This window comes from uncultured Barnesiella sp., from assembly GCF_946496565.1.
Classification (GTDB): Bacteria; Bacteroidota; Bacteroidia; order Bacteroidales; family Barnesiellaceae; genus Barnesiella; species Barnesiella merdigallinarum.
On sequence record NZ_CAMMHD010000006.1, the window covers coordinates 51,934 to 73,476 of the forward strand.

A 21,543-nucleotide genomic window follows, 5' to 3' on the forward strand; every position below is an offset into this window, starting at 1 on the left:
CTGAGGCGGCCGACGGTTGCCTCAGAATTTTTTTTTGCCCTTCAGGAAGTACTCCATCGTGATGTTTCGCCGGGCTTCGGGGAAGGTGTTCAACAGGTTCTCCTGGGGGTGACGGGTGTATTGCTTGCGCATCTTGCGGAAGTCGTTGTGTGCTTTCAGAATGGCGCGGGCATGAGGTATCTGTCCCAGGGCAACGAACCGGGCGAAAGCCAGCGTGTCGTAGAGCCGGCGGATGAACAGCACCTTTTTCCCCTCCTGTCGGGGCAGGTTCTTGTGGAGCATGAGCAGGTTGTTGCGGAAGTTGAGGTAGGTCTTCTGCGGATTGGCCGCATCGAGCGAGGCCCCGCCCTGGTGGTGTACCCGGCTTTGCGGCACGACGGCTATGCGGTAGCCCGCCAGGTGGATGCGCCAGCAGAGGTCTATCTCCTCCATGTGGGCAAAGAAACCGGGGTCGAGACCACCCACCTCGCGGTAGACGGCGGTGCGCACGAAGAGGGCCGCACCGCTGGCCCAGAAGATGTCGAGCGGGTCGTCGTACTGCCCGCAGTCGGTCTCGAGGGTCCCGAAGAGGCGCCCGCGGCAGAAGGGGTAGCCGTAGCGGTCGATGAATCCGCCGGCGGCTCCGGCATATTCGAATTTCTCGGGTTCTCGCAGCGACCGTATTTTGGGCTGGCAGGCAGCCACGTCGGGGTGACTCTCGACAAACTCGAGCAGCGGCTCGAGCCAGTGGGCCGTCACCTCCACGTCGGAGTTGAGCAGCACTGCATATTCATAGTCCAGTTCGTCGAGAGCCTGGTTGTACCCCTCGGCAAAACCGTAGTTGCGGGGGAAGGGCAGCAGGAGCACCTGGGGAAATTCGCGGGTGAGGAGTTCGACCGAGTTGTCGGTCGAGCCGTTGTCGGCCACCACGATGTCGGCCAGATGAGCCGGCGTGTGGGCACACACCGAGGGGAGGAAGCGTTGCAGCAGGGCGGCCCCGTTCCAGTTGAGTATGACGACGGCGACTTTCTTTTTCATATCAGGTATTGGGGAAATCTTCGTGTTTGTATTTCCAGCGTTTGTGGGTCCACAGCCAGGCCCAGGGGTTGCGCAGGATGGTCTTCTCCATCAGGGCGGTATAGCGGTCGGTGATTTCGAACTCGGGCAGCTCGTTGGGGTGCAGGGCCACCTCGCGGATGGTCGCTTTGTAGTACCCGCGTTTTACCACTTCGACATCGAAATAGAGCACGGCAAAGTCGGTTTTGCGGGCAATCTTTTCGTAGCCGGTGAGCATGGGCGAGTCTTGCGAAAGGAACCGGGCCCAATGGTGGATGTTGGCCGGCGACGGCGTCTGGTCCGACATGAACCCCGTAATCGAGGGGCGTCCCGAGCGCTTCATCTGCAAGATGGCCCGCAGCGACTCTTTCTTGGCGATGCAGATGGTGCCGAAACGCGAGCGCAGCTTCAGGAAGAAGCGGTCGAACCACTCGTTTTTCAGCGGCCGGTATATCTGGCCCGAGATGGCCTCGGGGTGGTGTATCCACAGCGTGACCGAGGGTACCCACTCCCAGTTGCCGAAGTGGCCCAGCAGGATGATGATGGAGCGGTTCTGGTCGAAGAGGCGGTCGATGATGTCGGTCTGTTCGAAGACCATGCGGCGGCGCATTTCCTCGTCGGAGATGTGCAGGAGCTTGATGGTCTCTACGATGTAGTCGCAGAAGTGGCGGTAGAATTTCTTCTCGAGCCGTATCAGCTCCTGCTCGCTCTTGTCGGGGAAGGCGTTGCGCATGTTCTCCAGCACCAGCCGGCGGCGGTAGTGCACCACATAGTAGAGCGGGTAGTAGAGCAGGTCGGCCAGCAGGTAGAGCACCCGCATGGGCAGCAGGGCGTGCAGCTTGAACCAGAGGTACAGCGGCGAGTAGATGATATTTTGCAAAGTCTCTTTTTTCATGTCGCTCGGTTTAAATCTCGGTGGCGATGAGGGCGTCGCCGGCCTCGTTGAAATCGCCAAGCCGCACGGGCCGGCAGGTGTTGACCCACTCCTTGCGGTAGGGCATCTCTACCCGTATGTAGTTGTCGGTGAAGCCGTGCATGGGGGCACCCTTGCGCGGTTGCTCGAACAGTACGGGGCGCGTGGTGCCCTGGAACCGGGTATAGAAATCGTGCAGTTTCCGCTCCGAAATCTCGAGCATGCGGCGGCAACGCTCGTGCCGCTCGGGTATGGGCACGACTGGCTCTATCTTCAAGGCCTGGGTACCCGGTCGCTCGGAGTAGGTGAAGACGTGCAGCTGCGAAATGTCGAGCCCCTCGACAAACCGGCGGCTCTCCTCGAACAGCTCTTCGGTCTCGCCCCGTACGCCGGTGATGAGGTCGACCCCGATGAAGGCGTCGGGAATGAGACGGCGTATGGTCTCTATCTTGTGGGCGAAGAGAGCCGTGTCGTAGTGACGGTGCATCAGCTTCAGCACCGTGTCGCTGCCCGATTGCAGGGGTATGTGGAAGTGCGGGGCAAACCGCTGCGACTGGGCTACGAAGGCGATAATCTCGTCGGTGAGCAGGTTGGGCTCAATCGAGGAGATGCGGTAGTGCGCGATGCCCTCGACCTGGTCGAGCGAGCGGATGAGGTCGAGGAAGGTCTCTCCCGTCTGTTTGCCGAAGTCGCCGATGTTCACCCCCGTGATGACAATCTCCTTACCCCCGGCGGCAGCCACTTCGCGGGCCTGTGCGGTGAGCTGTTCGATGGTGCCGCTGCGGCTCCGGCCCCGGGCAAAGGGTATGGTGCAGTAGGTGCAGAAGTAGTCGCAGCCGTCCTGTACCTTGAGGAAGTAGCGGGTGCGGTCGCCCCGCGAACACGAGGGCGAGAACTTGCGGATGTCGCGGGTGGGGGTGGTAATCACCTCGCCCACCTCCTGTCGCTTGTGCAGGTCGCCCAGGTATTGCAGGATGTCGAGCTTCTGTTCGGCACCCAGAATCAGGTCCACGTCGGGGATGTGGGCAATCTCGTCGGGTTTGAGCTGCGCATAGCAGCCGGTCACTACAATAAAGGCCTGCGGGTGTTGCCGGGCGATGCGACGGATGGTCTGCCGGCATTTCTTGTCGGCCAGTTCGGTCACCGAGCAGGTGTTGATTACGCAGATGTCGGCCTTTTCGCCGGGTCGTGCCTTGCGAATGCCGTGAGCCTCGAGGGTCTTCCCGATGGTGGAAGTCTCGGCAAAGTTGAGTTTGCAGCCCAGTGTGTAGTAGGCTGCGGTCTTATTCTGGAATGTGTTGACGTCTATCATAATCGGTGGGTCGAAATGCCAATATAGGCGACAAAGTTACTCATTTCATTTAAAAATGTGTAGCCCCTCTATTTTAATAGTTGTATAAGAATGAATGATTTTACAAACAAAGTCGTATATTTGCTACCGAACTAATTAAATTCGGGATATGATTTCTGAAAATTTCATCAAGATATATGAGTCGAGCTTTCGGGAAAACTGGGACTTACCTGCGTTGACCGACTATAACGAACAGCGCACATATACCTATCAGGATATGGCGCGCGAAATCGCCAAGCTGCACATTCTTTTCCGCCATTGCCAAATCAGACGGGGCGACAAAATCGCTCTCGTGGGGAAAAACACCCCCAACTGGTGCATCGCCTTCATGGCTACGGTTACCTATGGCGCCATACTGGTACCCATTCTGCAGGAGTTCAATCCGCACGATATACACCACATTATCAACCACTCCGACTCGGTGATGCTCTTTGTGGGCGAAAACATCTGGGAGAATATCGAGATGGAGAAGTTGCCCGAGGTGCGTGCCGCCATTTCGCTGCAAGACTTCTCGTGCCTCGTACAGCGCGACGGCGAAGAGATAGCCCGGTGCCTGCGCGACATGAAGCGCCGGTTCAAAAATACCTATCCCAACGGCTTCAGCCGGTCGGACATCCGCTATGCCGACCTCGACAACGACAAGGTGATACTGATCAACTACACCTCGGGAACCACGGGTTTCAGCAAAGGGGTGATGCTCACGGGCAACAACCTGGCGGGCAATGTGATGTTCGGCGTGCGTTCGCACCTGCACTACAAGGGGAGTAAGTGCATCTCGTTCCTGCCGTTGGCCCATGCCTACGGGTGTGCCTTCGACCTGCTCACGCCGCTGGCCGTGGGTACGCACATCACGCTGCTGGGTAAGATTCCTTCGCCCAAAATCCTGTTGAAGGCGCTCGGGGAGGTGCGGCCCAATCTCATTATTTGCGTGCCGCTGATTCTCGAGAAGATTTACAAGAAACAGATACAACCCTTGCTCAACAAGACGCCCATGCGTTGGGCCTTGAATATTCCCATTCTCGACACCCGTATCTACGGGCAGGTGCGCAAGAAACTGATCGATGCCTTCGGCGGCCGCTTCGAAGAGGTGATTGTGGGTGGTGCTCCCATCAATCGTGAGGTCGAGGAGTTTCTGCACAAAATCAAATTCCCCTTTACCGTGGGCTATGGCATGACCGAGTGTGCTCCGCTGGTGAGCTACACGTCGCACCGTGAGTTCCGTCCCGGTTCGGCCGGCCGCACGCTCTTCGGCTATGTCGAGACCAAAATCGACTCGCTCGACCCCGAGAATATCCCGGGCGAAATCTGTGTGCGGGGCGAACATGTGATGAAGGGTTACTACAAAAACGAAGAGGCCACCAAAGCCGTGCTCGACGAAGAGGGTTGGCTGCACACCGGCGACATGGGAACCATGACCCCCGACGGTACCATCTACATCAAGGGGCGCAGCAAGACGATGATTCTCACCTCGAACGGCCAGAACATCTATCCCGAGGAGATTGAGGCCAAGTTGAACAACATGCCTTTCGTGATGGAGAGCCTGGTGGTCGAACGTGATGGCAAACTGGTGGCTCTCGTCTGTCCCGACTACGAGGCGATGGACAGTTACGGCGTTTCGAATCACGATTTGCCCATGACCATGGAGGAGGTGCGGTGCAACCTGAACAAGATGTTGGCTCCCTATGAGCAAATAACCCGTATCCAACTCTATCCGAATGAGTTTGAAAAGACCCCGAAGCGAAGCATAAAACGCTATTTATATGATAATTGAGTTTTTTGGGGTTGATTTTTCCCAGAAAAATCAAAATATTCTGAAAAAAAAATAAGATTAGGAGTACAACATATAAAAAGAATGTATACCTTTGTAGCGTTTTTGAAGCAAAAAAATATTGTTTTATCTTTAATTTGAAGGAAATGAAAAAGTTAGTTTTGTTCTTCGCTGTTGCATTTGCAATGTCTTTCGCTTCTTGCGGCAATAAAGCTGCTGAATCTACTGAAGCTGTTGATAGCACTGCCGTTGTAGAAGAAGTTGCAGTTGAAACTGTTGACTCTGCTGCTGTTGACTCTGCTGCTGCTGACACTGTAGTTGAAGCTGCTGCTGTTGCTGAATAATTTACAGCAAAGACTAAAAGAATTGGGGCTATCCCTCGGTGAGGGTTAGCTCTTTTTTTGTTTTAAATTTAAGGTGAGTTTTGTATTTAATCTATTGATAAACAATTTTTTATTTTATCAATAGATTGCGTTGAAGGGGAGTCTCTGAAGGAGAGGCGGAGAGTTTATCCTTGCGGGTAAAGCAGGCGAATAATTTGTGCGGTTGTCTGCTTGAGGTTCTCGGCGGCAATATGTGGCTGCAGGGCTCTCTTGAGCGGCATGGCCGATGACTGTATGCAGAAGATGCCCCGGAACCCGGCCTGGAGCAGGGTATCGCGGTCTTCGACCGCCCCTCCCAAGACTACGACCGGGATACCTTTTTCGCGAGCCGGGAGCAGTACACCATAGGGGGCTTTCCCCATGAGGGTCTGCCGGTCTATCTTTCCTTCACCCGTAATCACCAGGTCGGCCCCGTCGATGAGGCGCGAAAATTGCAGCGTCTCCAACACGGTTTCGATGCCCGGTTTCAGGGTGGCCTGGAGGAAGGCCAGGCAGGCGGCGCCTACTCCTCCGGCCGCTCCGGCTCCTTGGGTTTGGCAGATATCCCGATGCAACATGGATTCTACACAGGTGGCAAAACGCCTTAATCCGTTGTCGAGGGTAACGACATCGTGAGGGGTAGCCCCCTTTTGTGGGGCAAATATGTAGGCGGCCCCGCTGGGACCGAAGAGGGGATTGTCGACATCGCAGATGATGGTGAAGCGGCAACCGGCCACACGAGGGTTCATGCCGCTGGTGTCGATTGTCGCCAGGTCGTTGAGCGATTTGCCGCCCGGTTTCAGCTCTGCACCCGCCGCGTCGAGAAACCGACAGCCCAGAGCCTCGAGCATCCCTTTGCCGGCATCGTTGGTGGCACTGCCGCCAATGCCCATCACCACGTGGCGGCACCCGCGGTTGCAGGCGTCGGCAATGAGCTGGCCCGTGCCGTAGGTGGTGGTGACGAGCGGGTTGCGCTCCTCCTGCGACAGAAGGGTGAGGCCGCTGGCCGAGGCCAGATCGATAATGGCCGTCGGCTCTCCGTGAGTGTGCACGATGCCGTATGCCGCTGGAATTTGCCGCATGAGCGGGTCGTTCACCAGGCAGTTGACATACTCTCCGCCCAGGGCCTCGACCAAAGTCTCCATCGTCCCCTCACCGCCGTCGGCAACAGGTACCTTGATGACCTGAGCCTGGGGTAGTGTGAGACGGATGCCGGCCTCGATGGCGGCTGCCACCTGAGGGGCCGACAAGGAGTCTTTGAACGAGTCGGGAGCTACGACGATTTTTCTCATGGGGAGGTATGGCAAATGAGAGATGTGTCGGTCGGGTTATTTGATTTTCATAATCTTACGTATCGTTTGGGGGATGTCGGTGTTGTTGCCCACGGTAGCAAATCGGGTGGCTTCGCAGCCGATGGCATAGAAGGGCACGAAGCCGCCGGTGTGCGAGGTGCTGCTCCAGGCTACCCCGATTTTTTTATCGAGCAGGGCGATGGCTTGAGCCACCAACGGCTCGGTTTGGGCATACAGCGTGACCTCCTGCTCCTTGCTTTTTTGAATGACGGTGCGGTAGTAGCACTGCATGAGTGCGGCCTCTTCGCCGGCGTTGACCGGAATCTTTGTCCACAAACCGGTATGGTCGGCCAAGACCTTTCGGGCTTTCTCCCAGCTATCTACCTGGCCGTTCTTTTTCAACGACCGGAACAGGTCGGAGAGCGACTCTTTGGAGAGAGTCTGGTAGTTGACATATTCCCAGTAGAAGGGTCGCATATTGGTTTCGCCCATCGTCAGGCCCCCGGTTTCGTGGTCGGCAGTGACGATGATGAGGGTCTCGTCGGGGTGCTTCTTGTAAAATTCGTAGGCGATTCGCACACTGCGGTCAAACTCGGCCGTCTCGAAGATGGCGGTCACCAGGTCGTCGGGGTGCGAGGCATGGTCGATACTGGCCCCTTCGATCATCATGAAAAATCCCTTTTTCCCTTTTTCGCGATAGAGCTTGTCGATTCCGGCCTGTACCATAAACTCCAGCCCCATCGCTTCGGGTTCCCGGTCGATGGCATAGGGCAGCCACGAGCGCGAGGCGGTATCGGTGTCGAGCAGGAGCATCTTGCCGGTAGCCCGGTTGGCGTTGTATCCGTCGATACCGCGGCATATGGTGTAGCCCTGTTGGCGGTAGTAGTCGTAGAGCGAGGGTTGCGAGGGTGCATACGGTTGCTTCAGGGCGCTGCCGGCCAGGAAATCGAATTGGCTGTCGGCCCCTTCCTTGCCGATGAGGTAGGCCTCTTTACGCATTTGCGAAGCATAGAAGGCTGCCGGAGTAGCGTCGTCGATTTGTCCGCTGGTTACGAGCCCTATGGCATACCCTTTGTCGCGCAACTGTTTGGCGATAGAGGTGAGCGGTTTTTTGTCGGGCGAGATGCCTACGTGGTCGATGTTTGTCTTGTGTCCCGTGGCCAGAGCCGTGGCGGCAGCAGCCGAGCAGGTGATGAGGCTGTTGTTGGCGTGGGTTCTGACGGCCGAGTGCACGGGAAAGTCGAGAAAGGCAATCGACTCGTTGCCGGCCTTGTAGTTGCCGTGTTCGTAGTAGAGTTGGGTAGCCAGCACGTGCGAGAAGCTCATGCCGTCGCCTATGCAGAAAAAGATGTATTTGGGTGTTTTGGCCGAGAGTGAGGTCGAGCAAAGAACGAGCAGGGCCAGGGTTGCCAACCATTTGCAGGTGAATGTTTTCATGTGTAACAGAGATTATGAGGTTGTTGATTGTATATTTTAGCGATTGGGCAGGGCAACGATGGCATTGACTACCTCGCGCTCGCCTTCGTGGTCGAACTTCTTGTTGTCGTAGGGGTGGTTGATGATGCCCGTGTGGTTGTTCCACAGCGTGGCCGAGCCGCCTCCATCGAGGTTAAGGGCGTCGGTCATGCCCAGTTGCTGGGCCAGGTACGAGAGTTCGTCGATAGACATGCCGGCGGCTTTCCCCTTGAACCGGCCGTCGACAACCACCATCATCACCTGATGGTCTTTCGTGATGCCGATAAAGGCCCGCGGGTGACGTTTGTAGAAGCCCTGCGGCACGTCGGAGCTGAAGGAGTTGCCACCCTTGGCACCCTGGGTGTTGTTGGTCTCGAAGGTCGGAGCCATTTGCCGTACGCCGTCTTTCAACAGCAACGGCCCGGCGGTGAGTATGTTTTTGTATCTCTTTTTCAGTTTCTTGGCCGAGATGGAGTCGAAGGGGTGAATCTCGATTCGGTTGTGGTCGGTCGTGATGGCACCGGTGGTGCGGAAGGCATCGGCCTGCGTCGTTTCGCCATAGACCTTGCCCTCGAGTTGGACGAAAGTCGAGGGGAGCCCCGTCTTGACATTGAAGTACCCCCCGTTTACGGCCACTTCGGCACCGCTCTTGCGAGCCAAGTCGCTGGTCATGGCGATGTGCGGAGCCTGTACGATTCGGGTTTTGTATTTGCGGGCATCGTATTTGATGATGGCAATCTGTTGGGGCGAATCGAACAGTTGCAGGTTGGCACTCAGGCACACGGCTCCGTGAGCCAGGGTGTCGGTTTCCCATTGCGCGTGGGCGATGGTCAGTGAGTCTTGTTGCGTTTGAGCCTTTCCGCCCAAGGCGAAAAGCAGCAGTAGCACGGTCGAGAAAATAAGCTTAATGTGTTTCATCGGTGTAAAGTAATAGTATGATTTCAGGGGATAAAAGTATAAAAACTTCTTAACAAAAAAGTTTCATCCGACCGCTAACGCAAGTATACCGGCCGGAATTTATGAAAAATTAAGGGGCGTTTCGGCGCTGTTTCAACGGGTCGCACGGTCGGCTTCGGTGTGGTGGAACGTGAGCCGTTTGCCCCGGCTCGTACCCACGGGTTTACCCTCGGCAAATACCTCGTTGCCATTGACAAAGGTGCGTTCGATGGTAGCCGGGAAGGTGTGCCCCTCGAAGGGCGACCATCCGCACTTCGACAAGATGTTGTCGCGTGTGACGGTATAGGGTTTGTGCGGGTCGACCACCACGACGTCGGCATAGTAGCCGGGGCGCAGATAGCCTCTCCGGTCGATGCGGTAGAGCAGGGCCGGAGCATGGCACATCTTCTCTACCACCAGTTCGAGGGGGAATTCGCCCCGTTGTGCCAACTCGAGCATCACTTGCAGCGAATGCTGTACGAGGGGGCCTCCCGAGGCCGCTTTGAGGCACGACCCCTGCTTCTCGCTCCACAGGTGCGGAGCGTGGTCGGTCGCTACCACGTCGAGCTTGCCGCTGCGCAGGGCTTCGAGCAGGGCTTTGCGGTCGCCGCAGGTTTTGACGGCCGGGTTCCATTTGATGCGGTTGCCATATTGGGCGTAGTCGTTGTCGTCGAACCACAAGTGGTGCACACACACTTCGCCGGTGATGCGCTTTTGTGCCAGTGGTGCCGTGTCGAGCAGCGACATTTCGCGGGCGGTCGAGAGGTGCAGCAGGTGCAGCCGGGTGCCGTATTGCGAAGCCAGTTCGGCGGCACGCGACGACGAGGCATAGCAGGCTTCGGCACTGCGTATGAGCGGGTGGAAGAAGATGGGCAGGTCGTTGCCGAACCGCTCGGTATAATATTTTTTATTGGCCTGGATGATGCTCTCCTCTTCGCAGTGTACGGCGATGAGGGCCGGTATCTCGGCAAAGATGCGGCGCAGGGTCTGCTCGTTGTCGACGAGCATGTTGCCGGTCGATGAACCCATGAAGATCTTGACTCCGCAAACCTGCGTGAAATCGGTCTGCCGGAGCACCTCGAAGTTGTCGTTGGTGGCTCCGATGTAGAACGAGTAGTTGGCCGGCGATACCTGGGCGGCCCGTTCGTATTTCCATTCAAGGGCCTCGAGGGTCGTAGTCTGGGGCAGGGTGTTGGGCATGTCCATAAACGAGGTGACGCCACCGGCCACGGCAGCCACCGACTCGGTAGCGATTTCGGCCTTGTGGGTGAGACCCGGTTCCCTGAAGTGTACCTGGTCGTCGATAGCTCCGGGCAAAACCCATTTCCCCGTGGCATCGACTATGCGTTGGGCGGTACAGGCCTCCGCTTCGGGCAGTTCGCCCCGGATAATCGATTCGATACATTCACCGTCGATGACAATCGAGCCCACGAATTGCTCGCCATCGTTTACTATTGTTCCGTTTTTGATAATTGTTTTGCCCATGGCCGATAGATGTTTAAGGCGGTTCCTTATCCCGGTGGGGTTACCGCTTGGGGTATTTGCGGAACCAACTGTCTATTTTCAGTTTGATGACACCGAACACAGCCTCGCCGAAGATGCTGCTGTTCATTTTGCTTTCGCCCAGTACCCGGTTGATAAATATGATAGGCACCTCTTTGATGGTGAATCCACATTTGTAGGTGGTGAACTTCATCTCGATCTGGAAGGCGTAGCCTTTGAACCGAATCGAGTCGAGGCCGATGGTCTCGAGTACCCGGCGACGGTAGCAGACAAAACCGGCGGTGGTGTCGTGTATCTTCATGCCGGTGATGAAGCGCACATATTTCGAGGCGAAGTAAGACATCATGACCCGGCCCATCGGCCAGTTCACGACATTTACCCCCGTCACGTACCGCGAGCCGATGGCCATATCGGCGCCGCCCGTCTTGCAGGCCGCCAACAGTTTCATCAAGTCTTGCGGGTTGTGCGAAAAGTCGGCATCCATCTCGAAGATATATTCGTATTTGCGGGCGATAGCCCATTTGAATCCCGCAATGTAGGCTGTGCCCAATCCCTGTTTGCCGGCACGCTCCATCAGGTGCAGGGCTCCGGGGAATTGCTTTTGCAGCGACCGCACGATTTCGGCGGTCCCGTCGGGCGAATTGTCGTCGATTACGAGGATATGGAACTGGCGGGGCAGTTCGAATACGGCATGGATGATGGCAGCGATGTTCTCCTTCTCGTTGTAGGTAGGAATGAGAACAATATTCTCTGATCTCGAAGACGCAGTGTGGTCCATATAACTCTCTGGTTTGGGTGTTTATCACAACTCATGCAGGCAGCCCGTGAGCCTCGCCCGCATTTTATCCATACAAATATAGTGAAAGGTGAGAGCAGAGGCAAACAAAAACGAAGTTTTTCAGTTTGCCTGTGCCGAGCCGCCTCCTATATTCTGGAAATATAGTGAAAGGTGAGAGTCGGGGCTATGGTATGGCACAGGGTGAAAACCCTTATCGAGGAGCGATGCCGTGGCGTTCGAAAGCCTGTCGATCTTCGTCGTCGAAGGGGAGATACTTCACGGGTACAGGTATGTTGCGCTCGCCCAGATAGTATCGTTTGTCCAGGTGGAACGAGGGACTCACGAGCGAGAGACTGTCGATGCGATAGTCGGTCTCGATGCCGCCGATAGACAGCAAGGTGTGGAATACGACCCGTGAGTCGAAGGGCGTTTTGTGCTGCTCGCGAGCCTGTTGGGTGTCGAGTGGGAACTGGCTGACATATTGGGGCGAGAACCACAAGACAAACGGAATGTGCAACTGATAGTAGGTGGGGATGGGCGAGGCATGCAGAAAGCGGTCGCGGTCGTCGTCGAGCAAATCTTCGCCATGGTCCGATAGGTAGAGCAGGGCCGAGGTCTTCCCCGTGCGGTCGAGCCGTTCGATCAGCTGGTCGAGTAACCAGTCGGTTGCCACAATCGAGTTGTCGTAGGCATTGATCATGGCCTGCCTGTCTTTCCGGTTGATTTCGTTGATGTAGTCGGGCGTAAAGCTGCGGTTCTCGGCCGTATAGCGTTCGCAATAGTTGAAGTGAGAGCCGTAGGTATGCAGCACGATGAGTTGCTTGGTGGGGCCGCTTTGGAGCAGCGAGTCGACCACGGGCAACAGGGCATTGTCGTAGAGGTGAGTCTTGTTTTTGGGAGCCAGCAGGTAGAGGGTGCAGTCGGCTTCGTCGGCAAAGAAATCGGTAAACGAGCCGTTTCGCAACTGATTCGAGATGAACGCCGTGCGGAATCCGGCCTGCTTGAAGGCCGTGATGAGACTCTTCTGCCGATAAATCTGGTTGAAGTCGAGAGCGTCGGCCGGACTGAGCATGAGAGGTACGCTCTTGTGGGTAGCGTTGATTTGGGTCAGCACGTCGTCGAAGTGGATGACGTCGTGTCGGGCACCGAGGCGCGGGGTGGTGTTGCGTTCGTAGCCGTAGAGCCCCCAGTTGCCGGCGCGGGCCGTCTCGCCGATGACGAAGATATAGACCTCGGGCATTTGCGGGTCGCGCGACGACGAAGCCCGGTAGTCAAAGTCGCGCGAGGTGAGGTGGTAGTTCTTGGCCGCCTTCCAGCTGCTCACGGCAAACCGCGCGTTGTTGAAGGCGTTGATGGGGTAGAGGTTGTCGAGCCGGGCCCGGTGGGGCGCCTGCCGGTGTGCCGGGGTATAGATGAGCAGGCCTGTACCCAGCAGGAGCATGGAGAGCATGAAGGCCCGCTTCTGGAAAAGAGGCGTGAGCGAGTCGGGTCGGCGTATGGAGTAGACGGCCAGTGCCAGTGCCGGCAGATAGAGGACGAATACCCCTACAACGGCCGGGGCCAGCTTGTCGAGCAGTTCGAAGGCCTCGCCGCTGTTGGTGGTGAACATGTTGAGAAACATGTCGGAGGCGATGATGGAGTTGCCGAAAAGATAAAGCAATACCAGTTGGAATGCCCCGATGAAGTGGAGCGGGAACAGTGCCCAGAAGGTAATGCCCGGTTTGCGCGAGAGGTTCAGCAACAGCAGGTAGAGAGCCCCCGGTATAAGTATGTAGACCACCTTGAACAGGAACGGCAGATGCTCGGTGAAACAGAGAAACAGGTTGGGCACCAGCATCACGGCCAGGAATATCCAGAAGATGCGCCGTTGTGTGAATAGTCGATTAAAATGCTTCATTGATGTTGAATAAAAATCCCGATTGTCCTTTCTTGCCAAATCCGTAGTCGAGTCGCAGGTTGACCCGGTTCTTGAACTCCCAGCGGTAGCCTATCCCGTAGTTGGGCAGGGTGTGCCCCCAGTCGAAGCGTGAGAACGAGGGGAACACGTTGCCGGCACCCACCCACACGGCTATGCCGTTGCGGTGCCAGATGTGCTGCCTCAGTTCCAGCTGGGTCTCGATGAGGCACTTGTCGCGGTAGCGCCCTTCGTAGTATCCCCGCATGCGGGTCGAGCCGCCCAGCGAGGCGAGCATGTTCCAGGGCACATCGCCGTAGTTGAATTCGCCGTGCAGGTCGAAGGCGATGATGGCTCCCTCCCACGCCCGTTGGTAGTAGTCGAAGATGAAGGCGGTGCGGGTGAAGGGATGCTTGTTGCCGAAGATTCGGGGGAAGAAGCGTTGCCGCACGTTGAAGTAGACCCCGCGGGCCGCGTTGGGAATAAAGTCGCGGCTGTCGTAGGTGAGGGCCAATCCCGCACTGGTGCTGATGACTTCGCGGGGTTCGCCGTTGAGCAGAGCCGGTTTGGTAAAGTCGGAACCTTTCACCCAGTTGAATCCGGTGGTGATACCGCCGTACAGGTTGTTACAGAGGCGGGCCAGCCAGTCGATGCGCACGATGGTTTCGAGCCGGTTGTAGCTGCTCTTGTTGTCGTTGTTGTTGCCGTTGTCGTAACCGATTCCCCAGAAGTCGCTGGGGAAGGTATAGAGGTAGAAGTCGTAGTCGATGCGGTATTTGTTTTCGGGGAATATGTTGTTGCCCTTGACCCCGATGAGCAGGAAGCCCGTGGTGGTGGCGTCGCCGTAGATCGATACGTTGGAGAGTTGTGTGAGCGAGTCGTGTCGCATGCGATAGGTGCCCGAAGCTACGATACCCAGTCCCAGCTTGGTCGTCGAGGAGTAGTGCGGGCCGCCGATAATGCCGAAGTCGAATTTTTTGTCGGGGCGCGGTTCGTTGGATTCGTTGAAGTATTTCAAGACCTTCTGAAACAGATTCAGTTTCTGGGGAGCCGGTTGTGCCAGCAGACTGTCGGTCGAAGCTATTACGGCAATACTGTCGCTCTCGGCCATATTCTGGGCCATGATGGGCGATTGGCAGCTCCAAGCAAGGCCGCCGAGGGCAAGTAACACATATCGTACAAATAGTTTCATATTCTGGTTTAGTTCGTTTTCTCTCACGAGTTGGGCTGCAAATGTATATTATCTGCGATAAACAGCCTAATCGCTTTTGGTTCAACCTGTTAAGTTTTGTATAAATTTTCTTTTTGAAAAGATTACCGATTCGGCAATGCAATTAGCCCGCAGGAGAGGCTTTTCTTGAGAATAACAAATTACGGTTCAGAAGGTTCTGTTGTTGACACTATTTATAAAAAAAGTCTTTTCATTCCTGTGAAGCGACAGGCCGGGGGTGCCGATATTTTTTGTATTTTTGTGACAATACTCGTACAATTAAGATGTTTCAGCAGAAATACGAATTATTTGTTGCAACTCTCGAATTGTACTACTTTTGCTGGACGAAACAAAATCAAAAAAATATGAGCATATTGAAATCGGGAAAGCCGGTGGGATTGGCCTGCGACCACGCCGGATACGAACTGAAACAAGTAGTCATGCAGGAATTGGATGCAAAGGGTATCGCCTATAAGGATTTCGGGACTTATTCGACCGACAGTTGCGACTATCCCGACTTTGCCCACCCCCTGGCCTTGGCGGTGGAGCAGGGCGAGTGCTATCCCGGCATTGCCATCTGCGGCAGCGGCAACGGCATAAACATGACGTTGAACAAACATCAGGGCATTCGTGCTGCTTTGTGCTGGACCGAGGAGATTGCCTCTCTGGCCCGTCAGCACAACGATGCCAACGTGCTGGTGATGCCAGGTCGTTTTATCTCGGCCGAACTGGGTCGTCGCCTGGTCGACATCTTCCTGAATACCGACTTCGAAGGTGGTCGTCATCAACGCCGTATCGACAAGATACCCGTAAAATAAGAGCAGCGCAAGACCGTAGCGGCTCTACCACTCGACCACGACCGATACGTCGCGGATGTCGCCGGGGATGGGGGGCTTCTCCTTCGTCACAATCAGTTTGCCTCCCGTCACGGTGGGAAACTGGCGTGTGATGGCTGCGATGATACGGCCGGCTACATGTTCGAGCAGCCGTGAGGGACGAGCCATCTCGTCGGCAATCACGCGGCAGATTTCGGCATAGTTGATCGTGTCGGTCAGTTCGTCCGAGGTCAGAGCCCGGGAGAAGTCGGTATAGAGCGTAGCCTCTACGCGGAAGTAGTTGCCCGCCTTCTGTTCTTGCGGCAGTACGCCGTGGAAGGCGTAGAAGCGCATGGAGCCAATGTGTATCGCTGTTTTCATGTGAGAGGATTATTTACCGCAAAGGTAGTGAATATTATTTAAAGAACAGACTGTTGGAGCCGATGGGGCCGAGCCTCGTCGGCTCTTGCCGTATCAGGCTGTTCCGCTTTACCCCATGAGGCGCCCGACGCGGGCCGACGACAGTTTGTAGTAGACGATGCCCACGAGGTCGGCGATGAACCACCCGATGGGTATCGACCACCAGATGCCCGTGACACCCACCGCGGGCAGGGAGGCCAGGATGTAGGAGAGGGCTACCCGGGTGCCCAGCGAAAGCACGGTGAGGATGACCGACATGCCCGGCATCCGTACCGACCGATAGTAGCCGTAGAGCAGGAAGAGGATGCCGATGAGGGCGTAGAAGGCCCCCTCGATGCGCAGGTATTGGGCCCCGATGCGCAGGATTTCCACCTCGTCGGGCTTGACGAAGATGAGCATGAGGGGCTCGGCAAAGAGGAAGATGAGCAACGATACGGCCAGGGAGAAGAGGCAGGTGATGAGCAGGGCCTGCCGGATGCCCCGGCGGATGCGCTGCCGTTTGCGGGCTCCGAAGTTTTGGGCCACGAAGGTCGAGAAAGCGTTGCCGAACTCCTGCACAGGCATGTAGGCAAAGGCATCTATCTTCACGGCGGCGGCAAAGGCGGCCATCACCACGGTGCCGAAACTGTTGACCAGCCCCTGCACCATCAGGATGCCCAGATTCATCACCGACTGCTGCACGCAGGTGAGGGTGGAAAACTCGGTAATCTCTTTCAGGGTGGCCCGGTCGAGGTAGATTTCGTTGCGCCGTATCTTCAGCTCGGGCCGTTTGCGGTAGGTGTAGATGACGATTCCCAGAGCGGCCGCTCCCTGGGCGATGACGGTAGCCGCAGCCGCCCCCTCGATGCCCCAGTCGAGGGAGAGGATAAAGAAGAGGTCGAGCCCGATGTTGAGCACCACCGAGAGCGAGAGGAACCACAGCGGGGTGACCGAGTCGCCCACAGCCCTCAGCAGGGCGGCGTAGAAGTTGTAGATAAAGGTAAAGAGGATTCCCCAGAAGATAATCCACAGGTAGTCGCGCATGAGGGGGTAGACCTCGGCCGGTACCTGCAGAAACCGCAAGATGGGGTCGAGGGCCAGGAAGGCAGCCACATTGAGCACCACCGTGATGGCGAGTATCAGAACAAACGACACCCAGGTGCTGTGCCGCAGGGCCGACAGGCTGCCTCGCCCGTATTGCTGCGAGAATACGGTACTGCTGCCCAGCGACAACCCCAGCAGGATGGAGCAGAGGAAGACCATGAGCGTGTAGGCCGACCCGACGGCCGCCAGAGCCTCGGGGCCGACAAACTGCCCCACGATGAGGGTGTCGGCTATGTTGTAGCACTGCTGCAACAGGGCTCCCGCCATCATGGGGAGGGTAAACCGGAGCAGGGAGCCGGTAATGCCTCCTTGGGTAAGGTTCAGGTGCTGGTGTGACATACGCGGGCAATCAAGTGGTGCAAAGGTATAAAGAATAGCGCAGAGCTGTTTCGCCTGTCGGTGGAAATCCTTCGGTCTCGCTTGGTACCGCGACTTCGGAGGGGATCCTTCGTGTCGGGCCGACGCAAATATTATTACCTCATTTTTAGAATGATTATCAAACCCGGAGGATATATTTCGGGAGATTCTTTCTATTTTTGCACGAGATATAAAGACAGACTCTAACCTCGGCAAGCGTAACTCAATCGGTTTGCGTAGCCCGTGTGAACATAAAAACGAGACATAGATATGGCAAAGGATAATACTTTCTCGGGAATGGCGCACAATGCGCTTACGGCAGAGACTACGGTCGTAGGCAAGATTGTTTCGCAGAAGGACATTCGCATAGACGGCACGCTCGAAGGGCGGCTGGAGTGTCAGGGTAAAGTGGTAATCGGCGAAACCGGTCAGGTAATCGGCGACATCGTGGCCGTGAATGCCGAGGTCGTGGGCCGTGTCACAGGCAATGTGATGGTGGCCGAGATGCTGGTCTTGAAGGCCACTTCGTCGCTCGAGGGCGATGTGCAGGCCCGGCGCCTGGCCATAGAGCCGGGGGCGGTGCTGAACGGCAAGTGCACCATGCAGCCGCCGCTCGACGAGGGTGGCGAGGCTTGAGTCGCGGTGGCGGCCGGGGGCTGTGGGCTTGAGAGCCGCGAGGTGAAGAGCCGGTCTGTAGGAGTAAGAATATGGAAAAGCAAGTAATACCCGTTTTGGAAATGAGTTGCGCCGTGTGCGCCGCTACGGTCGAGAAGACCGTGAGAGAGATGCCGGGGGTGGCCGAGGCTACGGTCAATTTCGCGGCCAACACCTTGCAGGTGGTTTACGATCCCAAGAAAATTTCGTTGAAAGAGATGCAGGCTGCCGTGCAGGCGGCAGGTTACGACCTGGTCATTTCGGATAATGCCGAGGCCGATGCCGCCGATGCCGAGCACCGGCACTATGTCGATATGAAACGCCGCACGTTGGGGGCCTGGCTCTTCGGTGTGCCGGTCATGGTGCTGTCGATGCTGTTTCACGAACCGTCGACGATATGGGTGTGGATATTGATGCTCCTCACCCTGCCGGTCCTCTATCTGGGCAGGTCGTTCTACATCTCGGGCTGGAAGGCTGCCCGACAGGGGCGGGCCAACATGGACACGTTGGTCATGCTCAGTACCTCGGTATCGTTTCTCTTCAGCCTGTTCAGTACGATTTATCCCCAATTCTGGGTGTCGCTGGGGCTGGTGCCTCACGTCTACTACGAGGCGGTGGCGATGATTATCGCCTTTGTGCTCACGGGCAAGTTGCTCGAGGCTCGGGCCAAGCAGAGCACTTCGGCCTCGATTCGGTCGCTCATGGGGCTGCAGCCCAAGACGGCCCGGCTGGTCGACGAGAACGGCGAGGAGCGCGATGTGCCCATCGGCATGCTGCGCCCCGGCAATCGGGTGAGTGTGCGCCCCGGCGAGAAGATTCCCGTCGATGGCGTGCTGCTCGAGGGGTCGTCGTATGTCGACGAGAGCATGATCAGCGGCGAGTCGGAGGCGGTGGCCAAGCAGCCCGGCGACCGGGTGCTGGCCGGTACCCTCAACCAGCGGGGGGCTTTCGTGCTGGATGTGCAGGCCTCGGGTGCCGATACGGTGCTGTCGCGCATGGTGCGCATGGTGCGTGAGGCGCAGGGCAGCAAGGCTCCCGTGCAGGGCATTGTCGACAAGGTGGCGGCTATCTTCGTGCCGGTGGTTATCGGCATCTCGATAGTGACCTTTGTCGTCTGGATTGCCGTGGCCGGTTGGGGCATGTTCCCCTATGCCCTGTTGAGTGCCGTCTCGGTACTGGTGATTGCCTGTCCGTGTGCCCTCGGCCTGGCTACTCCCACCGCTTTGACGGTGGGGATAGGCAAGGGGGCGCAACAACATATCCTTATTAAAGATGCCTTTGCCCTCGAAAACATGTGCCGGGTAAATGCCGTGGTGCTCGACAAGACGGGGACCCTCACCGAGGGGGCTCCCCAGGTGGTGGGCGAGAAGCTCTACCCCGATTTCGACCGCTACGCCCCGGTATTGCTGGCCGCCGAAATGAAGTCGGAGCACCCGTTGGCCCTGTCGCTGGCCGAGAACCTGCGACAGCGCGGATACAAGCCGGCCGAGCAGGTAGCCGACTTCGAAAGCCTTACGGGGCGCGGTGTGGTCTGCACCTGCGAGGGTATCCCCTTCTGGGCAGGCAACCAGGCCCTGGCCGAAGAGCGGCTGAAGGGGGTGGAGTTGCCCGAAGGGTATACCATCTACTTCGGGAACGACCGGGAGTTGCTGGCTGCCTTTGAGGTGAAAGATGCCTTGAAAGCGACTTCGCGCGAGGCGGTGGAGCAGTTGAAACGGTGCGGTATCGAGGTCTACATGCTCACCGGCGACAAGGAGTCGACCGCGGCCGAGGTGGCCCGGGCGGCTGGTATCGAGCTCTATCGGTGGGGCGTGCTGCCCGACGACAAGGAGCGTTTCGTGGCCGAGTTGCAAAAGGCCGGCAAGTGCGTGGCCATGGTGGGCGACGGTATCAACGACTCGCAGGCTCTGGCTCGTGCCGATGTGAGCGTGGCTATGGGCAAGGGTACCGATGTGGCCATGGATGTGGCCATGGTGACCTTGATGAACTCCGACCTGTTGCTGTTGCCGCGGGCTGTGACTCTGTCGCGCAAGACGGTGCGCATCATTCGCGAGAACCTCTTCTGGGCCTTCGGCTACAACGTGGTGTGTATCCCGGTAGCTGCCGGGGTGCTCTATCCCATAGGAATATTGCTCACCCCCATGTGGGCGAGTGCGGCGATGGCCTTCAGTTCGGTGTCGGTTATCCTCAACAGCTTGCGATTGCGATAAGAAATAGATGTTTAATCTCAAAAAGATAGAATCATGATACAGGTAAAGACTTCGGCCAAATGTGCCGGTTGTGTAGCCAAGATTGGCGAAAAGTTGAATCAGTTTCTGACTCCCGAGCAGTGGAGCCTCGATTTGTCGAATCCCGATAAATTGCTGACCGTCAATGCCGACGTGCCGGCCGAGCGGGTAGTCGAGGCCGTGCGTGCTGCCGGTTTCAAAGCCGAGTTACGGTAAGGGCGTGGCGCAGACCATCACCCACTCGGGGTGGGTGCGGTACCACAGCCGGTAACCGCGTCGCGCCGGTGTGCGGCTCTCGGTGGCGGTAAATATCCCCTCCTTTTCGATAGTGTCGGGCGGGGTGAGGTGCAGGTGTTCGCGAAAGTCGATTTCGGTTTCGGGTATCGCCTTGAACAGCGCCTCCTTGGCCGACCAGCATAGGTGCAGCCACACGGTGTGCGTCTGGGCCGGGTCGGCGTGTGCCTGCAGTTCGGCATCGCCGAATACGCGTGTGGCCACGCGCTCTACCTGCACGCCTGTCCGCTCGATGTCTATCCCCACCGGCAGGGTGGGGTGCCACGCCACGGCCACCCATTGGCGGGTGTGCGAGATGGAGAGGTGCCCCGGGCGTCCCGGCAGATAGGGTTGCCCTTCTTCCGTATGGGCCACGAGGGCTCCGCGGGTAGCCTCCATGTGCTCGAGCAGCAGACGGGTGGCCGCCTGTTCGCAGAATCGTTTGGACGATAGTCCCTCTCCCGTCAGTCGCAGACGCTCCTCTTCGGGCAGAAGAGCTGCCAGTTCCGGCTCCGTTTCGGTGAGGTGCCACAAGGCAACGGTGGCTCCGGTGGGGGTCGATATGTAGTCGTAGAGCGGCATGGCTATCGGGCAGGGGTTTCTATGCTTTCGATGAGGTGGGCGATGTGGTCGGAGAGGTATCCGACGACGGGCGCGATGGAGTCGCTTTTACCCGGTTCGTCGAAGTAGACCGAGCCTCGCAGCAGGTACCGCACGCTGTCGGTCGCGATAAATTGCAGCGGCGTGGCGCTCTCGGCCGAGAGGTCGTAGAGGGTGGCGTAGATGTGCAGACTGTCGTTCTCGTAGGTACCGGCCTGTACGGCTTCGGGGCGGATGCTCTGGCGGTAGACCAGTTCGCGGCTTTCGTCGAGCAGGCTGGCCAGATTGCCCCGCAAGGGGTGGTAGCTGCAATAGAGGGTAGCCCGGTAGCGGGGGAACCGGATGTTGAGCCACTGTACCCCACCGTGATGGCGGGTCGTATCATGGTCGAGCGTCTCGACCGTCCCCTCGGGGACCTCGAACGAGAGGGCTGGCTCCAGCAGCGTGGTGCGCCGGTAGCTATCGGGATAGGGGTCGATACGGAAGTAGCCGTCGGGTTTGGGAGTATACTGGCGGCGGCATGAGTAGCCGGCCGATCCGGCCACGAGACAGAGCAGCGCGTAGAGAGCCAGTCGATAGGGTCGTATGCGAAGGGTCGGCTTCATGGGGTCGCAGG

20 protein-coding genes are annotated in these 21,543 nt (G+C 57.5%); 6 read left to right on the top strand and 14 right to left on the bottom strand.

The features are described 5' to 3' along the window. Positions 1-21: 21 nt before the first annotated feature. From Q1K76_RS04565 to mtaB, 3 genes are read right to left on the bottom strand one after another with little or no spacing between them, the layout of a single operon-like run. Positions 22-1,017: a glycosyltransferase family 2 protein gene (locus tag Q1K76_RS04565; protein ID WP_087409266.1), complete on the bottom strand. Its 996-nt coding sequence runs from the start codon at positions 1,015-1,017 to the stop codon at positions 22-24. Between the two features lies 1 nt (position 1,018). Further along, a complete protein-coding gene (locus Q1K76_RS04570) occupies positions 1,019-1,930 on the bottom strand; it encodes a lysophospholipid acyltransferase family protein (RefSeq protein ID WP_300131366.1) in 912 nt (303 codons plus the stop codon). A 10-nt stretch (positions 1,931-1,940) separates the two neighbouring features. Then, on the bottom strand, positions 1,941-3,260 hold the full coding sequence (mtaB, locus tag Q1K76_RS04575) for a tRNA (N(6)-L-threonylcarbamoyladenosine(37)-C(2))-methylthiotransferase MtaB (RefSeq protein WP_087409268.1): 1,320 nt from the start codon (positions 3,258-3,260) through the stop codon (positions 1,941-1,943). A 148-nt stretch (positions 3,261-3,408) separates the two neighbouring features. Between mtaB and Q1K76_RS04580 the strand changes: the two genes are divergently transcribed. Next, complete coding sequence (locus Q1K76_RS04580; RefSeq protein WP_087409269.1) at positions 3,409-5,070, top strand: AMP-binding protein; 1,662 nt, start codon at positions 3,409-3,411, stop codon at positions 5,068-5,070. 143 nt (positions 5,071-5,213) lie between these two features. Continuing rightward, positions 5,214-5,411, top strand: coding sequence for a hypothetical protein (locus Q1K76_RS04585; RefSeq protein WP_087409313.1), 198 nt, complete (start codon positions 5,214-5,216; stop codon positions 5,409-5,411). A gap of 164 nt (positions 5,412-5,575) precedes the next feature. Here the strand turns inward: Q1K76_RS04585 and Q1K76_RS04590 are convergent, their stop codons facing one another. The 7 genes from Q1K76_RS04590 to Q1K76_RS04620 all read right to left on the bottom strand — a co-directional run bounded on the left by Q1K76_RS04590 (position 5,576) and on the right by Q1K76_RS04620 (position 14,479). Further along, a complete protein-coding gene (locus Q1K76_RS04590; RefSeq protein WP_300131370.1) occupies positions 5,576-6,721 on the bottom strand; it encodes a glycerate kinase in 1,146 nt (381 codons plus the stop codon). Between the two features lie 36 nt (positions 6,722-6,757). Continuing rightward, complete coding sequence (locus Q1K76_RS04595) at positions 6,758-8,158, bottom strand: alkaline phosphatase (RefSeq protein ID WP_300131374.1); 1,401 nt, start codon at positions 8,156-8,158, stop codon at positions 6,758-6,760. 36 nt (positions 8,159-8,194) lie between these two features. Then, on the bottom strand, positions 8,195-9,094 hold the full coding sequence (locus tag Q1K76_RS04600) for a phosphodiester glycosidase family protein (protein ID WP_300131376.1): 900 nt from the start codon (positions 9,092-9,094) through the stop codon (positions 8,195-8,197). A 132-nt stretch (positions 9,095-9,226) separates the two neighbouring features. Beyond that, positions 9,227-10,597, bottom strand: coding sequence for a dihydroorotase (locus tag Q1K76_RS04605; RefSeq protein ID WP_300131378.1), 1,371 nt, complete (start codon positions 10,595-10,597; stop codon positions 9,227-9,229). A gap of 40 nt (positions 10,598-10,637) precedes the next feature. Continuing rightward, complete coding sequence (locus Q1K76_RS04610) at positions 10,638-11,393, bottom strand: polyprenol monophosphomannose synthase (protein WP_087409273.1); 756 nt, start codon at positions 11,391-11,393, stop codon at positions 10,638-10,640. Between the two features lie 211 nt (positions 11,394-11,604). Further along, positions 11,605-13,290, bottom strand: coding sequence for a lipid A phosphoethanolamine transferase (locus Q1K76_RS04615; RefSeq protein ID WP_300131381.1), 1,686 nt, complete (start codon positions 13,288-13,290; stop codon positions 11,605-11,607). Further along, positions 13,277-14,479 carry a BamA/TamA family outer membrane protein gene (locus Q1K76_RS04620; protein WP_087409275.1) on the bottom strand — a complete coding sequence of 401 codons (1,203 nt, stop codon included), beginning with the start codon at positions 14,477-14,479 and terminating at the stop codon, positions 13,277-13,279. The genes Q1K76_RS04615 and Q1K76_RS04620 overlap by 14 nt, the downstream gene beginning before the upstream one ends. Before the next feature lie 383 nt (positions 14,480-14,862). Here Q1K76_RS04620 and rpiB point away from each other — a divergent pair, with 383 nt between their 5' ends. Next, positions 14,863-15,315, top strand: a complete 453-nt coding sequence (rpiB, locus tag Q1K76_RS04625; RefSeq protein WP_087409276.1) for a ribose 5-phosphate isomerase B — start codon at positions 14,863-14,865, stop codon at positions 15,313-15,315. Positions 15,316-15,339: 24 nt separating this feature from the next. On the opposite strand, the gene folB is transcribed toward rpiB, so the two are convergent. Together folB and Q1K76_RS04635 are read right to left on the bottom strand one after the other, a co-directional pair. After that, the gene (gene folB, locus Q1K76_RS04630) at positions 15,340-15,693 is read right to left on the bottom strand and encodes a dihydroneopterin aldolase (protein WP_300131384.1); all 354 of its coding nucleotides are present in this window, start codon (positions 15,691-15,693) and stop codon (positions 15,340-15,342) included. 108 nt (positions 15,694-15,801) lie between these two features. Then, positions 15,802-17,154, bottom strand: a complete 1,353-nt coding sequence (locus tag Q1K76_RS04635; protein WP_300131386.1) for an MATE family efflux transporter — start codon at positions 17,152-17,154, stop codon at positions 15,802-15,804. Between the two features lie 288 nt (positions 17,155-17,442). Here Q1K76_RS04635 and Q1K76_RS04640 point away from each other — a divergent pair, with 288 nt between their 5' ends. The 3 genes from Q1K76_RS04640 to Q1K76_RS04650 all read left to right on the top strand — a co-directional run bounded on the left by Q1K76_RS04640 (position 17,443) and on the right by Q1K76_RS04650 (position 20,270). Continuing rightward, positions 17,443-17,808: a polymer-forming cytoskeletal protein gene (locus Q1K76_RS04640; RefSeq protein ID WP_087409279.1), complete on the top strand. Its 366-nt coding sequence runs from the start codon at positions 17,443-17,445 to the stop codon at positions 17,806-17,808. Between the two features lie 71 nt (positions 17,809-17,879). Further along, positions 17,880-20,036 carry a cation-translocating P-type ATPase gene (locus tag Q1K76_RS04645; RefSeq protein ID WP_300131389.1) on the top strand — a complete coding sequence of 719 codons (2,157 nt, stop codon included), beginning with the start codon at positions 17,880-17,882 and terminating at the stop codon, positions 20,034-20,036. Positions 20,037-20,069: 33 nt separating this feature from the next. After that, on the top strand, positions 20,070-20,270 hold the full coding sequence (locus Q1K76_RS04650; RefSeq protein WP_087409281.1) for a heavy metal-associated domain-containing protein: 201 nt from the start codon (positions 20,070-20,072) through the stop codon (positions 20,268-20,270). Here Q1K76_RS04650 and Q1K76_RS04655 read toward each other — a convergent pair. Together Q1K76_RS04655 and Q1K76_RS04660 are read right to left on the bottom strand one after the other, a co-directional pair. Next, complete coding sequence (locus tag Q1K76_RS04655; protein WP_300131392.1) at positions 20,262-20,909, bottom strand: 4'-phosphopantetheinyl transferase superfamily protein; 648 nt, start codon at positions 20,907-20,909, stop codon at positions 20,262-20,264. The genes Q1K76_RS04650 and Q1K76_RS04655 overlap by 9 nt on opposite strands. 2 nt (positions 20,910-20,911) lie before the next feature. Continuing rightward, complete coding sequence (locus tag Q1K76_RS04660; RefSeq protein WP_300131395.1) at positions 20,912-21,532, bottom strand: hypothetical protein; 621 nt, start codon at positions 21,530-21,532, stop codon at positions 20,912-20,914. Positions 21,533-21,543: the final 11 nt, after the last annotated feature.

What these genes read in the sequence shown, in the direction of transcription:
- Q1K76_RS04660 (WP_300131395.1), bottom strand. Translation starts at nt 21,532, where the DNA reads ATGAAGCCGACCCTTCGCATACGACCCTATCGACTGGCTCTCTACGCG.
- Q1K76_RS04620 (WP_087409275.1), bottom strand. Translation starts at nt 14,479, where the DNA reads ATGAAACTATTTGTACGATATGTGTTACTTGCCCTCGGCGGCCTTGCT.
- Q1K76_RS04645 (WP_300131389.1), top strand. Translation starts at nt 17,880, where the DNA reads ATGGAAAAGCAAGTAATACCCGTTTTGGAAATGAGTTGCGCCGTGTGC.
- rpiB (WP_087409276.1), top strand. Translation starts at nt 14,863, where the DNA reads ATGAGCATATTGAAATCGGGAAAGCCGGTGGGATTGGCCTGCGACCAC.
- Q1K76_RS04590 (WP_300131370.1), bottom strand. Translation starts at nt 6,721, where the DNA reads ATGAGAAAAATCGTCGTAGCTCCCGACTCGTTCAAAGACTCCTTGTCG.
- Q1K76_RS04605 (WP_300131378.1), bottom strand. Translation starts at nt 10,597, where the DNA reads ATGGGCAAAACAATTATCAAAAACGGAACAATAGTAAACGATGGCGAG.
- Q1K76_RS04570 (WP_300131366.1), bottom strand. Translation starts at nt 1,930, where the DNA reads ATGAAAAAAGAGACTTTGCAAAATATCATCTACTCGCCGCTGTACCTC.
- Q1K76_RS04595 (WP_300131374.1), bottom strand. Translation starts at nt 8,158, where the DNA reads ATGAAAACATTCACCTGCAAATGGTTGGCAACCCTGGCCCTGCTCGTT.
- Q1K76_RS04640 (WP_087409279.1), top strand. Translation starts at nt 17,443, where the DNA reads ATGGCAAAGGATAATACTTTCTCGGGAATGGCGCACAATGCGCTTACG.
- Q1K76_RS04580 (WP_087409269.1), top strand. Translation starts at nt 3,409, where the DNA reads ATGATTTCTGAAAATTTCATCAAGATATATGAGTCGAGCTTTCGGGAA.
- Q1K76_RS04585 (WP_087409313.1), top strand. Translation starts at nt 5,214, where the DNA reads ATGAAAAAGTTAGTTTTGTTCTTCGCTGTTGCATTTGCAATGTCTTTC.
- mtaB (WP_087409268.1), bottom strand. Translation starts at nt 3,260, where the DNA reads ATGATAGACGTCAACACATTCCAGAATAAGACCGCAGCCTACTACACA.
- Q1K76_RS04650 (WP_087409281.1), top strand. Translation starts at nt 20,070, where the DNA reads ATGATACAGGTAAAGACTTCGGCCAAATGTGCCGGTTGTGTAGCCAAG.
- Q1K76_RS04565 (WP_087409266.1), bottom strand. Translation starts at nt 1,017, where the DNA reads ATGAAAAAGAAAGTCGCCGTCGTCATACTCAACTGGAACGGGGCCGCC.
- Q1K76_RS04655 (WP_300131392.1), bottom strand. Translation starts at nt 20,909, where the DNA reads ATGCCGCTCTACGACTACATATCGACCCCCACCGGAGCCACCGTTGCC.
- Q1K76_RS04615 (WP_300131381.1), bottom strand. Translation starts at nt 13,290, where the DNA reads ATGAAGCATTTTAATCGACTATTCACACAACGGCGCATCTTCTGGATA.
- Q1K76_RS04600 (WP_300131376.1), bottom strand. Translation starts at nt 9,094, where the DNA reads ATGAAACACATTAAGCTTATTTTCTCGACCGTGCTACTGCTGCTTTTC.
- Q1K76_RS04635 (WP_300131386.1), bottom strand. Translation starts at nt 17,154, where the DNA reads ATGTCACACCAGCACCTGAACCTTACCCAAGGAGGCATTACCGGCTCC.
- Q1K76_RS04610 (WP_087409273.1), bottom strand. Translation starts at nt 11,393, where the DNA reads ATGGACCACACTGCGTCTTCGAGATCAGAGAATATTGTTCTCATTCCT.
- folB (WP_300131384.1), bottom strand. Translation starts at nt 15,693, where the DNA reads ATGAAAACAGCGATACACATTGGCTCCATGCGCTTCTACGCCTTCCAC.